This window comes from Thermaerobacillus caldiproteolyticus, assembly GCF_013761245.1.
GTDB lineage: Bacteria > Bacillota > Bacilli > Bacillales > Anoxybacillaceae > Thermaerobacillus > Thermaerobacillus caldiproteolyticus.
In genome coordinates this window covers 232026-246791 of the sequence record NZ_JACDUT010000002.1, presented here as the reverse complement: position 1 = coordinate 246791, position 14766 = coordinate 232026, and the positions used below count along the sequence as shown (strand labels likewise).

Here is a 14766-nt window from a genome sequence, read left to right as displayed (position 1 = left end):
ATTCGGAAACGAAAGGTTCCCTTTTTTATATTATCGTCGTTTTTAGAGAAAATGTAAAGAAAATTTTGATAAGTTCAAACGTAGTAATTTTTTCAAAAAAGACATATTGTTACTTATTTTATTTGGGGATGTAACACATTTCGGTTATGATATGTAAAGAGAGTGAATTTGTTAAAAGGGGATTTGTATGATACGAACATGTGTGGTGACAAAAGATTTTAACGTCATTTATGATGTACCTCTTCAGTCTGTAAAAAGCCCAGATGTTTCTTGGTACTGGGTCGATTTTCATGAGCCAACGGATGAAGAGGTAAAGTTGCTAGCTGATTTTTTTCATTTTCATCCGCTGGCCATTGAAGACTGTTTAGAATACGTACAGCGTCCAAAACTCGATTTTTATGACCGCTATTTATTTGTCGTCTTGCATGCGATCGAGCAAAAGACGTTGGAAGCAGAAGAGGTCGATTTATTTGTCGGGCAAAATTTTATTGTCTCGTTTCATAAGCAAACGATAAGAGGGATTAATCAAGTATGGACGCGTTTAAAAACGGAGGAAGATTTTAAAATCGGACCTCTTCATATCATGTATCATATTTTAGATAAGCTTGTTGACGATTATTTTCCACCGATTTACCATATTGAAGATGTATTAAATGAGCTAGAGGAAAACACGAAAAATGAGACGATTCAAGAAATCATTGAGAAAGTATTCGACATTCGCGGTGATTTATCGAAACTACGAAGAACCATTGTTCCAATGCGCGATTTATTATATCGGATTATTTATTCTGAACGATTGCAACGAATGAGAGAACGACAGCTTTATTTTCATGATATTTATGACCATCTCCTTAAGCTTGTCGAAATGATTGAAGCGAATCGGGAAATTACGTCTGATATTCGCGATAGTTATTTATCATTAAACTCGAATCGAATGAATACGATTATGATGACGCTAACAGTCATTACAACGATTTTCATGCCGCTGACATTCATTGTCGGGATTTATGGAATGAATTTTGATTACATGCCTGAATTACATTGGAAATACGGGTATTTTGCTGTACTTGGAGTTATGGCGTTCATTGCGACTGCGATGTATTTTTGGTTTAAACGAAACGGTTGGTTTCGCTTTCATAAAGGCAATGATTGAAAAGATCGCTAAAAGATTGTACTTCTGATTACGGAATAAAGAGAGTATAAATAAGGAAAAAGCAAATTGAGGAGAAGATATGATGAAACGAATTGCGGTCATTGGACAATCGGGGGAAATTCCTAGTGAAGTAAGAAAAATTGCCGAAGAAGTAGGGGCAGAAATTGCGAGACGAAACGCCGTTTTGTTAACGGGCGGCGGAAGCGGTGTCATGGAAGCGGCTTCTAAAGGAGCGAAAGAAGCAGGGGGGCTCGTCATTGGTATTTTGGCAGGAGATTCTACCGATGTTGCCAACGACTATTTAGATGTGCCGATTACAACCGGACTCCATTTTGATTTTCGGAGCCTTGTTCTTGTCCATTCGTCTGATGCGTTGATTATGATTCGCGGCGGCAACGGGACACTCGGAGAATTGTCAGCTGCATATATGAATAAAAAGCCCGTTGTCATCATTGAAACAACTGGTGGATGGGCGACAAAAATGAAAGAAGTCGCTTATGAAGGCGGCTATTTAGACGAGCGCCGCACTGTTGAAATCGCGTTTTGCGATTCGGCGAAAGTTGCTGTGGAACTAGCATTCAAGCGAATAGAAGAGCCGCTAAACGAAGAGAGAAACACCGGTCGAATCGGTGATTAACAGTAGCCAAGAGGGCAGCCCTGAAAAAGAAAGGGCTGCCCTCTTTTCACATTTTTCCGAGAAGGTCTCCAATCTACACTCTGTTTAGAGGCAGGGCGTTATAGCTCAAACGGAGACTTTCGATTTTTATGAGTGCTTTTCTTTCGCTTGAGCAGAGAATTGGTCTGTTAAGCGCGCCGGCCCCATCATGAATATAAGGATAATCGAAATGACGACTGGGATGATGGCCCATGTGAACATCGTCGCGATCGAGTCGGCTAATGCATGGGTGATCTTTTGCAAAGCTTCAGGTGGGATATGGGCACGCGCTTCTTTAGAAAGAAGCACGCGTGTATCGCCAGACGGATTGAATTGTTTCATCATCGGCAGCGCTTTTTTTAACTTATCCATCAATAGATGGTTTTGAATCGTGCCATAAACCGTCACACCTAGCGTCATCCCAATCGAACGAAAGAATGTGTTTGTTGAGTTGGCAGTACCACGCTGGCGCATATCAATGCCATGAACAGCGGCCATGCTTAACAATGGGAAGGAGAACCCAACACCAATTCCCGTAATTACCATATAGACAGTCACTAGCGAGCGCGCTGTATCAGCGGATAGTGTGCTTAACAAATAAATGCCGATGAACAATAAAAAACCTGAGATAATCATTAAATTGCGATAAGAAGTTTTTACTGCAAATCGCCCGCCGATTTGACTACCGACGACAGAACCAAGCATCATCGGTGTTAAAATTAACCCAGAGTTTGTTGCAGAACCGCCATATACTCCTTGGACAAAAATGGGAATAAAAATCGTTCCAAGAATGAAGGTTGCTCCATACAAAAAACCAATTCCTTGCGCAGTAGAAAACAAGCGTTTTTTAAATAAATGAAATGGAATGATCGGTTCTTCTGCTTTTGTTTCTACCCATAAAAACAGAGCGAGCAGTACAACGAACCCGCTGAATAATCCAATAATTGTTGCCGAATTCCATGCGTATTCTTTGCCGCCGAACTCAAGGGCGAACATAAGGCAAAGAACAGAGGAGACAAGCAAAATTGCTCCCCACCAGTCAATTTTTTGTTCGCGGTGTTCAAGCGATTCAAAATAAAACTTCACGACAAAAAGAAGTGATAAAAGTCCGAGTGGGACGTTGACATAAAATATCCAGCGCCAGTCAATATAGTCGGTAATGTAAGCGCCTAAAAGCGGTCCGAATACGCTAGAAATCCCGAAAACAGCACCGAATAATCCAGACATTTTGCCGCGCTGTTCCGGTGGAAAAGTATCAAACATAATCGTAAAAGCTATCGGCATTAATGCGCCGCTACCAAGCCCTTGAATGGCCCGGAAAATACTTAACTGCACCATATTTTGCGCAAGCCCGCAAAGAATCGAGCCGACTAAAAATAACGTCAAACCGGAGACATAAAACAGTTTCCGGCCATACATATCGGAAAGCTTCCCGAAAATTGGCATACCGGCGACGCTCGCGATCATATAGGCAGATGTCACCCAAATAAATTGATCAAGGCCGCCGAGCTCAGAAACAATCGTTCCCATCGCCGTAGCGACGATTGTATTGTCCATGGAGGCCATTAAAATGCCGAGCAACAAGCCCGCGACAACAAAGCCACGTTTACTTTCTTTTTCCCCTATTTTCATCTGTTTCCCTCTTTTCATTCATTATCATTGATAAATTTATTATAATCAACTGTTTTAAAGTGACAAGAAAAAAATGGGCTAGTCGTTTGGACAGCGTCATACAATAGAATGACAGACTTTTCATTAAAGGAGGGTCGCATATGTACCGCCTTGATCCGTATGGTGCATTTCCATCGTATGTACCGGGATTTACGGAAATGCTAATCGATTATTATACCCGTCAACAAGCGGAGCGAAATCAGCAACTCGAAGACATTTGGCGAATGATTCGTCCGGCGTTGCAGCCATTATATACGGAGTTGCAACAATATTATGTTCCGCGCAATGTATCGCGTTATATGTTTCGCGTAATTGTGCAAACGGTTCTCGAACATAAAAGTGATACAGGCGGTTCATTTCAACAACGAATTCAGCGACTTTTTCAATTTTTAAAAACGAAAGCGCCATGGATGTTTATTGTTCTTGAAGCGTACCGTGTTCCAGAACAAGAAATCGAAAAAATCGTCAAAACCGTTATTCAAGCTGTACTTAAACAAATCGGCTATGAACCCGGACAGGATTGGAGCAGATGGGAAAACTTAGGGGGAGTTTTAACATCTGGTCCGGCGGTGGCGTCTTGGCGGCCTAATCGGTTAGATGTGTTTGCAAGGGGGACGAACCGGAATTTAATTCATAAGTGGTGGGACGGTGTCCGTTGGAGTGAGTGGGAGAGCTTTTCAGGGGTGTTAACTTCCTCTCCAGCTGCTGTTTCATGGGGGGGAAATCGCGTTGATGTGTTTGCCCGCGGAGCGAACTATCAGTTAATCCATAAATGGTGGGACGGTGTCCGTTGGAGTGAGTGGGAAGATTTAGGAGGTGTACTCAGTTCCAGCCCTGCGGTAGCCTCTTGGGGAGTGAACCGGCTTGATGTTTTTGCCCGTGATGAAAATCGAAATTTAGTGCATAAATGGTGGGATGGCATCCGTTGGAGCGAGTGGGGACGCTTGGGAGGAGTCATTACATCAGCACCTGGTGCAGTTTCGTGGGGAAGAAATCGCATTGATGTGTTCGCGCGTGGTCCGAAACGTCAGCTCGTCCATAAATGGTGGGACGGCATCCGCTGGAGCGAGTGGGAAGACTTAGGAGGACGCCTTACCTCAAGTCCAACTGCTGCCTCTTCAGGAGAACATCGACTTGATGTGTTTGCAAGAGGAAAAAATAACGAACTTATTTATAAATATTGGGACGGGCGTCGTTGGAGTAACTTTCTTCGCCTTGACGGCCAAATCGCTTCAGAACCAGCGGCGGTTTCTTGGGGACGCGGTCGCCTTGATGTTTTTGCTCGCGGTGAAAACAATCAGTTGCTTCATCGTTTTCGAGACTGAGAGAAAAACACGCTTGGCAAAAGAGAAGCCAGCGTGTTTTTTCGATCGTTTTTCAGCGGTGGAATCTCCTTTCGCTAGTTTTTTTTAATCCCAGTAAAAAAAATTAGAAAAGCATCATTCATGAGTTGAATGAGAGGAGGAGAAGAAGGCTGAGAACACCAGTAATGCAGCACTCCTACATATAATTGAATAAATGTTAAAGCGAGTTTGATAGTGGGCACATCGTTGCGTAATTCTCCTGCCGCTTTTCCCTTTTCAAAAAGGGGAACAATCATATCCACTAATAATTGAATCGTTGCTTGTTCTTCTTGCTTTGAAAAAAAACAGACGGATTTAATAAGCTCTTTTCCAAGTTGTTCGTTAATTTCTGCTAGCTTTGTAAGAAATGTATGTAGCTGTTCAAATGAACTGCGATGGTTCATACATTTACGAAACTCTCCTTCAATTGTTCTCATATGCTGTCTGTTGATAGAAGACAAAATGTCTTCTTTTGTGCGAAAATAATTAAAAAATGTTCCTTTGGCCACTCCAGCACTTTCTGTAATTTGCAGTACCGTCGTTTTTTCGTATCCTTGTGTCCGAAATAAATCAATCGCCTTTTGTTGCAATAATGCTTTTATTTTTTCTTTCTGTTTTTGTCTATTCATCGAAACCCTCCAACGAGAATAGTCTATATTTCCTATTTAATAGCCTATATTTCCTATTATAATCTTTTTTTTCTAGTTCGTGTTTCCAACGGTTAGAACTATTGTATGAAACAGGCTTATAACGTCATATACATGAAAAAGAACGGGAGCTAAAAAGGAGGAAGAAGATGGCGAGAGCTGTTTGGGGTGTTGATTCTGCGGCAAGGGCCACGGAGCAGCTATTTTATTGTGTAAAAAACGAATTTGGTTATCCAAAATTTTGGGGGCGTTACTTAACCGATGTACCGAATGTGTCCGATGGCCTAAACAAAGAGGAAATCACATTACTTCGAAACTATGGTATAAAAGTAATGCCGATTTACAATGTCTTTCGTGAGGCAGTTGGATATGCAAATGGCCAAGTAGCAGCGCGTAATGCTATTTTCCACGCACGCCGTCTTGGTATTCCTAAGAACAAAGTACTGTTTGCCAACATTGAAGATTATTTCCCGGTTGATGAAGGATGGATTCGCGGCTGGGTAGAGACCTTGTATCCAACGGGGTATCGACCGGGATTATATGCTGACCCGACGAAAGGAGATTTTTCTAACGCTTATTGCGAGGCTGTTCAACAAAATAATCAAGTGGCTGTTCAAACGATGATTTGGAGTGCGGCACCGAGACCTGGAACGACGAAAGAACAAAAAGCGCCAAAATATCAGCCAGCTACACCGAATTGCAAAGCGAATGTATGGGCATGGCAATACGGTCGCGATGCAGAAACGTGTCCAATTGATACGAATTTAGCTGACCGCCGTTTATTAGAGTTTCTTTACTAAACAAGGTTGCAATAAAAATGTTGTAACCTTATTTTTTAAAAATATTGAGGGAATATAAACGTTTAAAGCTTTCTTTTTATCTAATCAAATCCTTCTGTGAGCGAAGAACATTTGGCAATTCCGGAGCTAGGATGCCGCCATTCACTGTTTGTCCGCAGGATGTGAGCAGTTTTCAGGCGAAATTGAGTGCTTGCGTTTTTTTATTATCGAGGGAATGAGGAAACATTCTCGGGACAGCAGCTTCCTTGTGGATTATTACCTCACAAGCGCAGTGATTTGCTTTGGCATACACACGAATGTCACGAAGAGGATGCCGCCGTTGTTGGAGGGCTTCTTTTATGCTTTTCTTGTCCAATCGAAACAATGACAAACAGGGATATCTTCGCCTGTATCTTTTTGAAAAACGTGCACTCTTAAATCAGACTGATCGTATTTCTGTTTACTGGAAAATGGATGATTTCACAAGAGGAAGTGTCGACCAAACGAGTAAGTCGTATCACATTGAGTGTTGCTAATGTTTTAGACTTTCACATGACTTCACTATTAAAAATTCGTTTTCTCTTCATGTGGCAGGAATGATATGCTTCCGTTTGTGCCTGAATTTCTCCGCTGTCTCACACTCTTGTTTATGACCATACTATTATTTTAGTCAATTTCATGAAAAATATAATGAAAAAAGGTTTCTTATTAACTTATTACCAAATATAATAAATATAGACTATTTTAGATAAGGAAGGACGTAGTAGAAAATGAATGAAAAACGAGAAATTTTATTAGAAAGTGGTACAAATGAACTAGAAATTGTTGAATTTTTAATTGGGAATAATAAGTTCGCGATTAATGTTATGAAAGTAAGAGAAATTCTTAATCGTGTCCCTGTTACGAAAGTCCCTCATTCTCATGCCTATGTCGAAGGGATTATTGAATTGCGCGGCGAGGTACTTCCAGTCGTTGACGTTGCAAAAGCACTCAATTTTCCACCATCGGAACAGCCGCACGTTGACAAATTTATTGTCGCTGAATTTAATCAGCAAAAAGTCGTATTCCATGTACATAACGTGACGCGGATTCATCGCATTTCGTGGAAACAAATTGAAAAGCCGTCACAAATGTATCAAGGGTTAGAGGGACAAATTATCGGTGTCGTTAAATTAGAGGAACATATGATTTTATTGCTTGATTTTGAGAAAATGATTGTTGACATTAACCCAGAGACAGGAATTAATATTGAGCAAATTAAAAAACTCGGAAAGCGAGAGCGTTCGAATAAAAAGCTCGTTGTCGCGGAAGACTCACCATTGTTGAGAAAACTGCTGCACGATACGTTAACAGAAGCAGGATACACCTTTGTTGAGTTTTTTGAAAACGGCGAAGATGCGCTCCATTACTTGCAATCCATTGTCAATGAAGGAACACCGATTGAACATGAAGTGCAGCTTGTGATTACAGATATTGAAATGCCGCAAATGGATGGACACCATTTCACGAAGCGCATTCGCGAAGATGACAAGCTAAAGCATCTGCCCGTTGTTATTTTCTCTTCGCTCATTACCGATGACCTTCGTCACAAAGGAGAGCAAGTTGGAGCAACCGCACAAGTAAGTAAGCCAGAAATCGGAGAGTTAGTGAAAGTCATTGACAAACATGTTCTTTAGGGGCTGTCCCAACACTACAGGGCAGCCTTATATTATGCGGATAGAAAATATTAAAGCAGGGGAGTGCGAATGAATAAGTATAAGGGGCACTTTTTAAAAAATGTTCGAAAAAAGTTGGAGCAATGGGAGGATGTTGGGGTAGTTTCTTATACTGAGTTATATCGCTTTCTTCATTCCATTGCTGGAACAGCTGCCGTTATTGGGCTTGATGAAATTGGAATGGAAGCACGTCAACTAATGAACGATTTAGACGAACAGCACAAACAACAATGGACTGTGGAAGAAGTCAAACAATACATTTTTAAAATTGTAAAATTATGTTATGAAAATGAAGGATTCGTTTCTCCTACATCAGTTTTGAAAGGAAAAGGACAGGGCGAGCAACCGGTTATTTTGTTGGTTGGTAATGATACAACGTTTTTAATGCATATGAAAGAAAAACTCGGAACGATGGGATGGTATGTCATCGCAGTAGCTCAAGCGGAAAAAGTCGTGTCATTCTTTTACGATATGCGTCCTCATTGTATTGTCATTCACTTTTCTACGAAAGAAAAGCACGGATTTGAGCTGCTTGAGATGTTAAACGAAAAGCTTAAACAGCAATTTATTTCGACCATGATTATTAGTGACGATAACAAAAAAGAAACGCGGCTGAAAAGCTATGCGCTGGGGGCTGACGATTTTCTTGCCAAACCGTTCGATATGGATGAATTGATTGTAAGAATCCAACGTCAATTAGAACGAAAAAAGCTCATTGATGAACTGTTATTGCTAGATGAGTTAACTCATGTATATAACCGGAAATATTTAAAGCAAGTGTATGAGCAATTACAAAGCGATATAACGCGCTTTAAAGAGTCTTATTGCTTGGCTGTGCTCGATTTAGACTATTTTAAAAAGGTAAATGACCATTACGGACATCTTGCCGGGGATACAGTGCTAAAAGAGTTTGCTCGTTTTCTCCGTCAGGAAACGAGAGCAGGAGATACGGTTGTTCGATTTGGTGGTGAAGAGTTTCTTCTTCTTTTCCCGAAAACGAACATTGATACAGCTTGTTTGATTATCGAACGAATACGGACAAAATTTAGCAACGTACTATTTCAGCAAGGAGAGAAGACGTTTTCGTGTACCTTCTCTTCCGGTATTGTGGAAATCAGCGAGGGAAATAGGCCTCTTGAATATTGGCTGCAGCTTGCCGATCATGCGTTATATGCGGCTAAACAAGCGGGAAGAAACCGTGTGCAAGTCGCTAAACCTTCGAAAGAGGAGCCTTATCAAAAATTAATCAAAATTGCCATTGTCGATGATGATGCAATTATGAGGACGATTATTACCGATATTTTAGAAAAATCACCGTGTGAAATCAATGTAAAATATGATGTCCGATCATTTAAAGATGGGGTTTCTTTTATTGAATCAACGTGGCATCAGGATACACTTCCTTGTTTAGTTATTTTAGACGGAGTCCTGCCGAAAATGGACGGAATTGAAGTATTACAGTGGTTACGGGCACAAAAAGGAGCTGAACGCTATAAAGTGATTATGTTAACATCGCGACAAAGTGAAAAAGATATTGCCCGCGCGCTTGAATTAGGGGCTGACGATTATATTACGAAGCCGTTTAAACTGTTGGAATTAGAGGAAAGAATTTGCCAAATGATGAAAAGGATGAGTTAAATGTGTGCATAGAAGCATTTTAGGTGGCAGTGGTTGTTCACAATCTATTGTCATTTTGCATATACCTAATTATATGAAAAGTATTTGAAAATCAACATCGACGCCAAATCGCTGATTATAAAGAACGATATCACCGAGCATTGTTCCGCAATTTCACTACAAGGAGGAAGTCACAGAGAAGCCGATCTCTCCTTTGATTCTTCTCTTGAGCAACAAGTGCTATTGGAATTTCCAGATCATTTTTTACCATTACTTGCGAATGAAACGATTCAAGAGCGAATTCGTACATTGCAGATAAGCACTTTCGAGACTGGATTCGCTCAGTCTATTTGTCTTTTTTCTGCCTTTGAATGGAAAATACTTGAATTTAAATTGCTCATTATCAGTAAAAACATTAAAAAAAGAAAAGGGATTATCGCTTGGGGAAAGTGACTATTTCATTAAGACATATCCACTAAGTCAAACTATCAAAGACGATTTTACAGGTGCTATAAAAACAGGAACGGCACGAACAAATTTCTGAGAAGAAAGAGAAATCATATGTACGGGAATGGTATTGTGTGGAGATGAAAGGGTTTGCTGTTTTCGAGTGGTCATTTTTAAAGGTTAGGAAAGTCGAATTTTTATTTTAAAAAAGAGAACTGTCTGGCTCCGTTCGCAACCAGTTTAATTCTTGAATCGGTATCGATACAAAATTGTGCAAAGCATTGCTTGAAACGTGATGCTCGAGAGCTCGGAGGCACACCAGTCCACCTATAGGTGACAAACTGTCCTGCGGGTGAAGAACATTGCCTATCGCAGGGATCAAGATGGCGACATTTCGCCGTTCGCCCACAGGACGTGGACAGTTTTCGGAGGAAATTGGGACGCGCTTGCGCTTTTCTTAGTAGCTCTCGCCTAATCGTTTAAAAACAGGTTTCTGATACGTCTTTTTTCGCTGGTGTGGAAGCTCTTTTATTCCGGTATAAGCTTGCAATAATGCTTTTGCTTGGGAAAGCGGCATTCTTGTGACAGGATTGCGATACGAGTCGTTTAATGCGCCAAGGTGCGGGAGATTCGCGAAGTCTTCTTTTGTCGGAGGAATGTGAAAATAGTAATCGCCGATCGCGACAAGGACATCGGATTGTTGTTGGCTATATTTCGGGTTTCGCGAAAAATGTAAGCCGACTTTTCTCGCTTTACCTTCTTTAAGCAGTTTGGCGATCGTTTTTTTCTTTAAAAGATATAAAAAAGAAGGATTTAAAGCGGTTTTGGCATGGCGGTTAACGGTGAAAATCGCCTTCGCCAAGTTGTCTATCGTTGGTTCCAAGCGTTCCATACTTGCTCTCCTTTTCATTAGGCTTGTCTAATATCTTTATTATACCGTATGAACGTTTGTTTGCAACCTTTTCCATTGATATAATACAAAAATAAGAAATGATAATAGATGAAGGATGAATGACGTGAAGGAGAAATATGGTATTATCGATATCGGTTCCAATACGATTCGGTTAGTCATTTATGAGCGAAGTAAAAGCGGACGGTTGCGAGAGATTGAAAATGTGAAAGCGGTTGCACGACTTCGCAATTATTTAAATTATAATCATATATTGACAGACGAAGGGATTGTGATTCTTCTTGATACGTTGCGAAGCTTCCAAGAGATTACACGATATCATCAATTAAAGCGAGTCAAATGCGTGGCAACCGCAACGATTCGCCAAGCGAAAAATCAGAATGAAATTATCAGATTAGTCGAAGAAAATACCGATTTTCGCGTTCGTGTGTTAACGGGAGAGGAAGAGGCATATTACGGATTTCTTGCGGTTGTGAATTCAACACCGATTCCTGAGGCGGTGACGATTGACATCGGCGGAGGAAGCACGGAAATCACGTATTACAAAAATCGTCAGCTTGTTCACTATGAAAGCTTTCCATTTGGTGCATTGTCACTCAAGCAAGCATTCGTCTCAGGAAACGTTCCGACACAAGAAGAATTGCAACGTCTATCTTCCTATTTGACGGAGCAATTTCAATTATTACCGTGGATTTCTCGTAAACGTGTGCCCATCATCGCAATGGGGGGAAGCGCGAGAAACGTTGTGCAAGTTCATCAATTTATGAAAAATTATCCGCTGGCTGGCGTCCATCAATATGAGATGAATCAAAAAGATTTAATGGAGGTCGAAAGATTGTTAACGTCGTTGGCGTTCGAAGACATTCAAAAGCTCGAGGGACTATCGAAAGATCGCGCTGATACGATCATTCCGGCACTTGAAGTGTTTCGTGTGTTGTATGAAGTGGTGGATGCGCCCGTTTTTGTACTAAGTCGCAAAGGATTGCGTGATGGCATATTTTATGAAGAAGGGATGCAACCGTTTGGTACACCGATTTTTCCGAGCGTTCTCCAAGAGAGTTTTTTTGAACTTGCCCAAGACTATGACATCGACGTTCATCACGTTCACTATGTCAATCGGTTGCTTACGGAATTCATTGAACAAATTCGCCGTCTTGACTTATATCCGTTAACGGATGATGATGTGCGTGATGTCAAATGGGCTGCCCATGTTTTTTATTTAGGACAATACATTGATGAAGAGTCGAGTAGCCAACATACGTTTTATATACTTGCGAACCGTACGATTGACGGATTGATGCATAAAGATCGCGTTAAGCTAGCATTAATGGCTTCCTATAAAAATAGAACTGTATTTAAACAATATATCGAACCATTTCAGCATTGGTTCACAAAGGAAGAACAAAGAACGATCCGCTTTCTCGGAGCGCTCTTAAAATTTGTCTATAGCCTAAATGAAACGAAGCGAAACATTGTTCAAACGGTTCAGCTTTCGAAACAAAACGGCAGCATTCTCATTGAGGTGATTTGTTGCGGCGATTTTCGTGCCGAAGAATACCAAGCGGAAAAAAATAAAAAGCATTTAGAAAAAGTATTGAAGCACCCGATTGAATTACGTTTTCAACAAAAGTAAGGCAGGGAAACTATATGGGACAACGAGCGGAACTGAACAATCCTAACTATTATAACAATCGAGAATTAAGCTGGCTTTCGTTTAATGAGCGTGTCTTGCAAGAAGCGTTTGATGAGAGGAATCCGCTTTTGGAACGGCTAAAGTTTTTAGCGATTTTCAGCTCGAATTTGGATGAATTTTTCATGGTGCGCGTGGCTGGATTAAAAGACCAAGTAAAAGCAGGACTTAATAAGCCAGAGAATAAAGCAGGATTGACGCCGAAGCAACAGCTCAAGAAAATTTCCGAAAAAGTACACGAATTGGTGAGGGTACAATATCAATTTTATAACGATGTGCTTTTACCGATGTTGGAGAAGGAACACATTTCGCTTGTTTCGATGGGCGAACTGTCAAAAGAACAGCGGGATTATTTGCAACATTACTTTATTGAACAAATTTTTCCAGTTTTAACACCGATGGCTATCGATGCGTATCGTCCGTTTCCGACGTTGCTCAGTAAAAGTTTGAATTTAGCGATTGTGTTAGAGGATGAGCAAGAAGAAGAGAAACGAAGGAAGCTAGCTATTGTTCAAGTTCCATCGGTTTTGCATCGCTTTATCCGCCTTCCATCTGAACAAGGTCGCTTTGTATATATTTTGCTTGAAGACGTGATTGCAGCGCATATTGATATATTATTTAAAGGATATACCGTTGTGTCGGTTACGCAATTTCGCATTACGCGCAACGCTGATTTAACGATTCACGAAGAGGGAGCGCGCGATTTATTGAAAGAGATTGAAAAAGAATTGAAAAAACGAAAATGGGGAGCAGCGGTTCGCCTCGAAATGAGCAAACATGGTTTTGACCCGTTTATTTTCATGTATTTATTAGATGAGTTAAAGATTCATGGAAGGGATGTGTATCAAATTGACGGTCCCCTTGATTTAACCTTTTTATTTCAATTTTATAAAGAGCTATCGACATTTAAAGAGCACTTAGTATACGAAACGCTCATTCCGCAACCGCCGAGAGACTTAGATTCGGATGAAGATATTTTCGAAAAAGCGTTACAACAAGATATTCTCCTCCATCATCCGTACGAGTCGTTTGAACCGGTCATTGATTTTGTGTCTGATGCGGCGGATGATCCGCACGTGTTGGCGATTAAGCAAACGTTGTATCGGGTGAGCGGCGATTCGCCGATTATTGAGGCATTGAAACGCGCAGTGGAAAACGGCAAGCAAGTGACCGTTCTTGTGGAGCTGAGGGCACGGTTTGACGAAGAAAATAACGTGCAATGGGCAAAAGAGTTAGAAAGAGCAGGATGCCACGTGATTTATGGCATTACTCATTTAAAAACGCATAGTAAAATTACGCTTGTCGTCAGGCGGCGAAACGGGAAAATTGAACGATTTGTTCATTTAGGAACCGGCAACTACAACGATGTGACCGCGAAACTGTATACCGACTTAGGATTGATTACATCCAATCGTGAAATTGGCGAAGATGCGACGAACTTTTTCAACTATTTAAGCGGCTATATGGAAAAGCCAGAGTTTCACCATTTATCGGTAGCTCCGTTCGATCTTCGTCGCGATTTTATCCGCTTGATTGATGAGGAAATTCGCTTCCATCGACAATATGGTAACGGGCGCATCATTGCGAAAATGAACTCGTTGACCGATAAAGAGCTGATTATGAAGATGTACGAAGCTTCGCAAGCAGGGGTAACCATTGATTTAATCGTTCGCGGCATTTGCTGTTTGCGACCACGTATTCCGGGTGTGAGCGAAAACATTCGTGTCCGCAGTATCGTTGGGCGGTTTCTTGAACATAGCCGCATTTATTATTTTCATCATAATGGGGCAGAGAAAGTGTTTTTATCTTCGGCTGATATGATGACGCGCAACATGGAAAAACGAGTGGAGATTTTAGTTCCGATTTTTGCGGAGCACTTGAAACAGCGGATTATGAAAATTTTATCGATTATGCTTGCTGATAATGTAAAAGCGCGGGAGCAAGACGAAAACGGGGATTATCATTATGTCAAGTGTGCCGATGGGGAAGAGAAAATCAATAGCCAGCTCATCTTGTTTAATATGGCGTATCGAGTCAGCGAAGATGAAGAATAAAATATCAGTATGAACGGAAAATGGCAAGCTCAAGCGGCTGGTGTCGTCATCCGCTATATCGTCAGCGATATTATTGCACTGCCAT

12 protein-coding genes are annotated in these 14766 nt (G+C 41.0%); 9 read left to right on the top strand and 3 right to left on the bottom strand.

Going from position 1 to position 14766, the window contains the following annotated elements:
- Nucleotides 1-187 precede the first annotated feature (187 nt).
- Both corA and HNR31_RS04725 read left to right on the top strand, forming a co-directional pair.
- Nucleotides 188-1153 carry a magnesium/cobalt transporter CorA gene (gene corA, locus HNR31_RS04730; protein WP_181555112.1) on the top strand — a complete coding sequence of 322 codons (966 nt, stop codon included), beginning with the start codon at nt 188-190 and terminating at the stop codon, nt 1151-1153.
- Nucleotides 1154-1235: 82 nt separating this feature from the next.
- Complete coding sequence (locus HNR31_RS04725) at nt 1236-1790, top strand: TIGR00725 family protein (protein ID WP_181555111.1); 555 nt, start codon at nt 1236-1238, stop codon at nt 1788-1790.
- 126 nt (nt 1791-1916) lie between these two features.
- Here HNR31_RS04725 and HNR31_RS04720 read toward each other — a convergent pair whose 3' ends face one another.
- Nucleotides 1917-3440 carry an MDR family MFS transporter gene (locus HNR31_RS04720; protein ID WP_220129401.1) on the bottom strand — a complete coding sequence of 508 codons (1524 nt, stop codon included), beginning with the start codon at nt 3438-3440 and terminating at the stop codon, nt 1917-1919.
- A gap of 140 nt (nt 3441-3580) precedes the next feature.
- On the opposite strand from HNR31_RS04720, the gene HNR31_RS04715 reads away from it, so the two are divergent.
- Complete coding sequence (locus HNR31_RS04715; protein ID WP_258561010.1) at nt 3581-4804, top strand: PLL family lectin; 1224 nt, start codon at nt 3581-3583, stop codon at nt 4802-4804.
- A gap of 74 nt (nt 4805-4878) precedes the next feature.
- Here HNR31_RS04715 and HNR31_RS04710 read toward each other — a convergent pair whose 3' ends face one another.
- The gene (locus HNR31_RS04710) at nt 4879-5451 is read right to left on the bottom strand and encodes a TetR/AcrR family transcriptional regulator (protein WP_181555109.1); all 573 of its coding nucleotides are present in this window, start codon (nt 5449-5451) and stop codon (nt 4879-4881) included.
- 167 nt (nt 5452-5618) lie between these two features.
- Here HNR31_RS04710 and HNR31_RS04705 point away from each other — a divergent pair, with 167 nt between their 5' ends.
- The 4 genes from HNR31_RS04705 (at nt 5619) to HNR31_RS04690 (ending at nt 10033) form a co-directional block, all read left to right on the top strand.
- Nucleotides 5619-6269 carry a glycoside hydrolase domain-containing protein gene (locus HNR31_RS04705; protein WP_181555108.1) on the top strand — a complete coding sequence of 217 codons (651 nt, stop codon included), beginning with the start codon at nt 5619-5621 and terminating at the stop codon, nt 6267-6269.
- A 749-nt stretch (nt 6270-7018) separates the two neighbouring features.
- Entirely contained in the window at nt 7019-7924 is a 906-nt protein-coding gene (locus tag HNR31_RS04700) for a chemotaxis protein (RefSeq protein ID WP_181555107.1), read from the top strand.
- A 69-nt stretch (nt 7925-7993) separates the two neighbouring features.
- Nucleotides 7994-9601, top strand: coding sequence for a GGDEF domain-containing response regulator (locus tag HNR31_RS04695; RefSeq protein ID WP_181555106.1), 1608 nt, complete (start codon nt 7994-7996; stop codon nt 9599-9601).
- An 84-nt stretch (nt 9602-9685) separates the two neighbouring features.
- On the top strand, nt 9686-10033 hold the full coding sequence (locus HNR31_RS04690; RefSeq protein WP_181555105.1) for a hypothetical protein: 348 nt from the start codon (nt 9686-9688) through the stop codon (nt 10031-10033).
- A gap of 451 nt (nt 10034-10484) precedes the next feature.
- Here the strand turns inward: HNR31_RS04690 and HNR31_RS04685 are convergent, their stop codons facing one another.
- Nucleotides 10485-10919: a YkyB family protein gene (locus HNR31_RS04685; RefSeq protein ID WP_181555104.1), complete on the bottom strand. Its 435-nt coding sequence runs from the start codon at nt 10917-10919 to the stop codon at nt 10485-10487.
- 115 nt (nt 10920-11034) lie between these two features.
- Between HNR31_RS04685 and HNR31_RS04680 the strand changes: the two genes are divergently transcribed.
- Nucleotides 11035-12570 carry a Ppx/GppA phosphatase family protein gene (locus HNR31_RS04680; protein ID WP_181555103.1) on the top strand — a complete coding sequence of 512 codons (1536 nt, stop codon included), beginning with the start codon at nt 11035-11037 and terminating at the stop codon, nt 12568-12570.
- A gap of 14 nt (nt 12571-12584) precedes the next feature.
- Nucleotides 12585-14681: an RNA degradosome polyphosphate kinase gene (locus tag HNR31_RS04675; protein ID WP_181555102.1), complete on the top strand. Its 2097-nt coding sequence runs from the start codon at nt 12585-12587 to the stop codon at nt 14679-14681.
- Nucleotides 14682-14766 lie beyond the last annotated feature (85 nt).

What these genes read in the sequence shown, in the direction of transcription:
- HNR31_RS04715 (WP_258561010.1), top strand. Translation starts at nt 3,581, where the DNA reads ATGTACCGCCTTGATCCGTATGGTGCATTTCCATCGTATGTACCGGGA.
- HNR31_RS04680 (WP_181555103.1), top strand. Translation starts at nt 11,035, where the DNA reads ATGAATGACGTGAAGGAGAAATATGGTATTATCGATATCGGTTCCAAT.
- HNR31_RS04700 (WP_181555107.1), top strand. Translation starts at nt 7,019, where the DNA reads ATGAATGAAAAACGAGAAATTTTATTAGAAAGTGGTACAAATGAACTA.
- HNR31_RS04675 (WP_181555102.1), top strand. Translation starts at nt 12,585, where the DNA reads ATGGGACAACGAGCGGAACTGAACAATCCTAACTATTATAACAATCGA.
- HNR31_RS04725 (WP_181555111.1), top strand. Translation starts at nt 1,236, where the DNA reads ATGAAACGAATTGCGGTCATTGGACAATCGGGGGAAATTCCTAGTGAA.
- corA (WP_181555112.1), top strand. Translation starts at nt 188, where the DNA reads ATGATACGAACATGTGTGGTGACAAAAGATTTTAACGTCATTTATGAT.
- HNR31_RS04695 (WP_181555106.1), top strand. Translation starts at nt 7,994, where the DNA reads ATGAATAAGTATAAGGGGCACTTTTTAAAAAATGTTCGAAAAAAGTTG.
- HNR31_RS04710 (WP_181555109.1), bottom strand. Translation starts at nt 5,451, where the DNA reads ATGAATAGACAAAAACAGAAAGAAAAAATAAAAGCATTATTGCAACAA.
- HNR31_RS04705 (WP_181555108.1), top strand. Translation starts at nt 5,619, where the DNA reads ATGGCGAGAGCTGTTTGGGGTGTTGATTCTGCGGCAAGGGCCACGGAG.
- HNR31_RS04720 (WP_220129401.1), bottom strand. Translation starts at nt 3,440, where the DNA reads ATGAAAATAGGGGAAAAAGAAAGTAAACGTGGCTTTGTTGTCGCGGGC.
- HNR31_RS04685 (WP_181555104.1), bottom strand. Translation starts at nt 10,919, where the DNA reads ATGGAACGCTTGGAACCAACGATAGACAACTTGGCGAAGGCGATTTTC.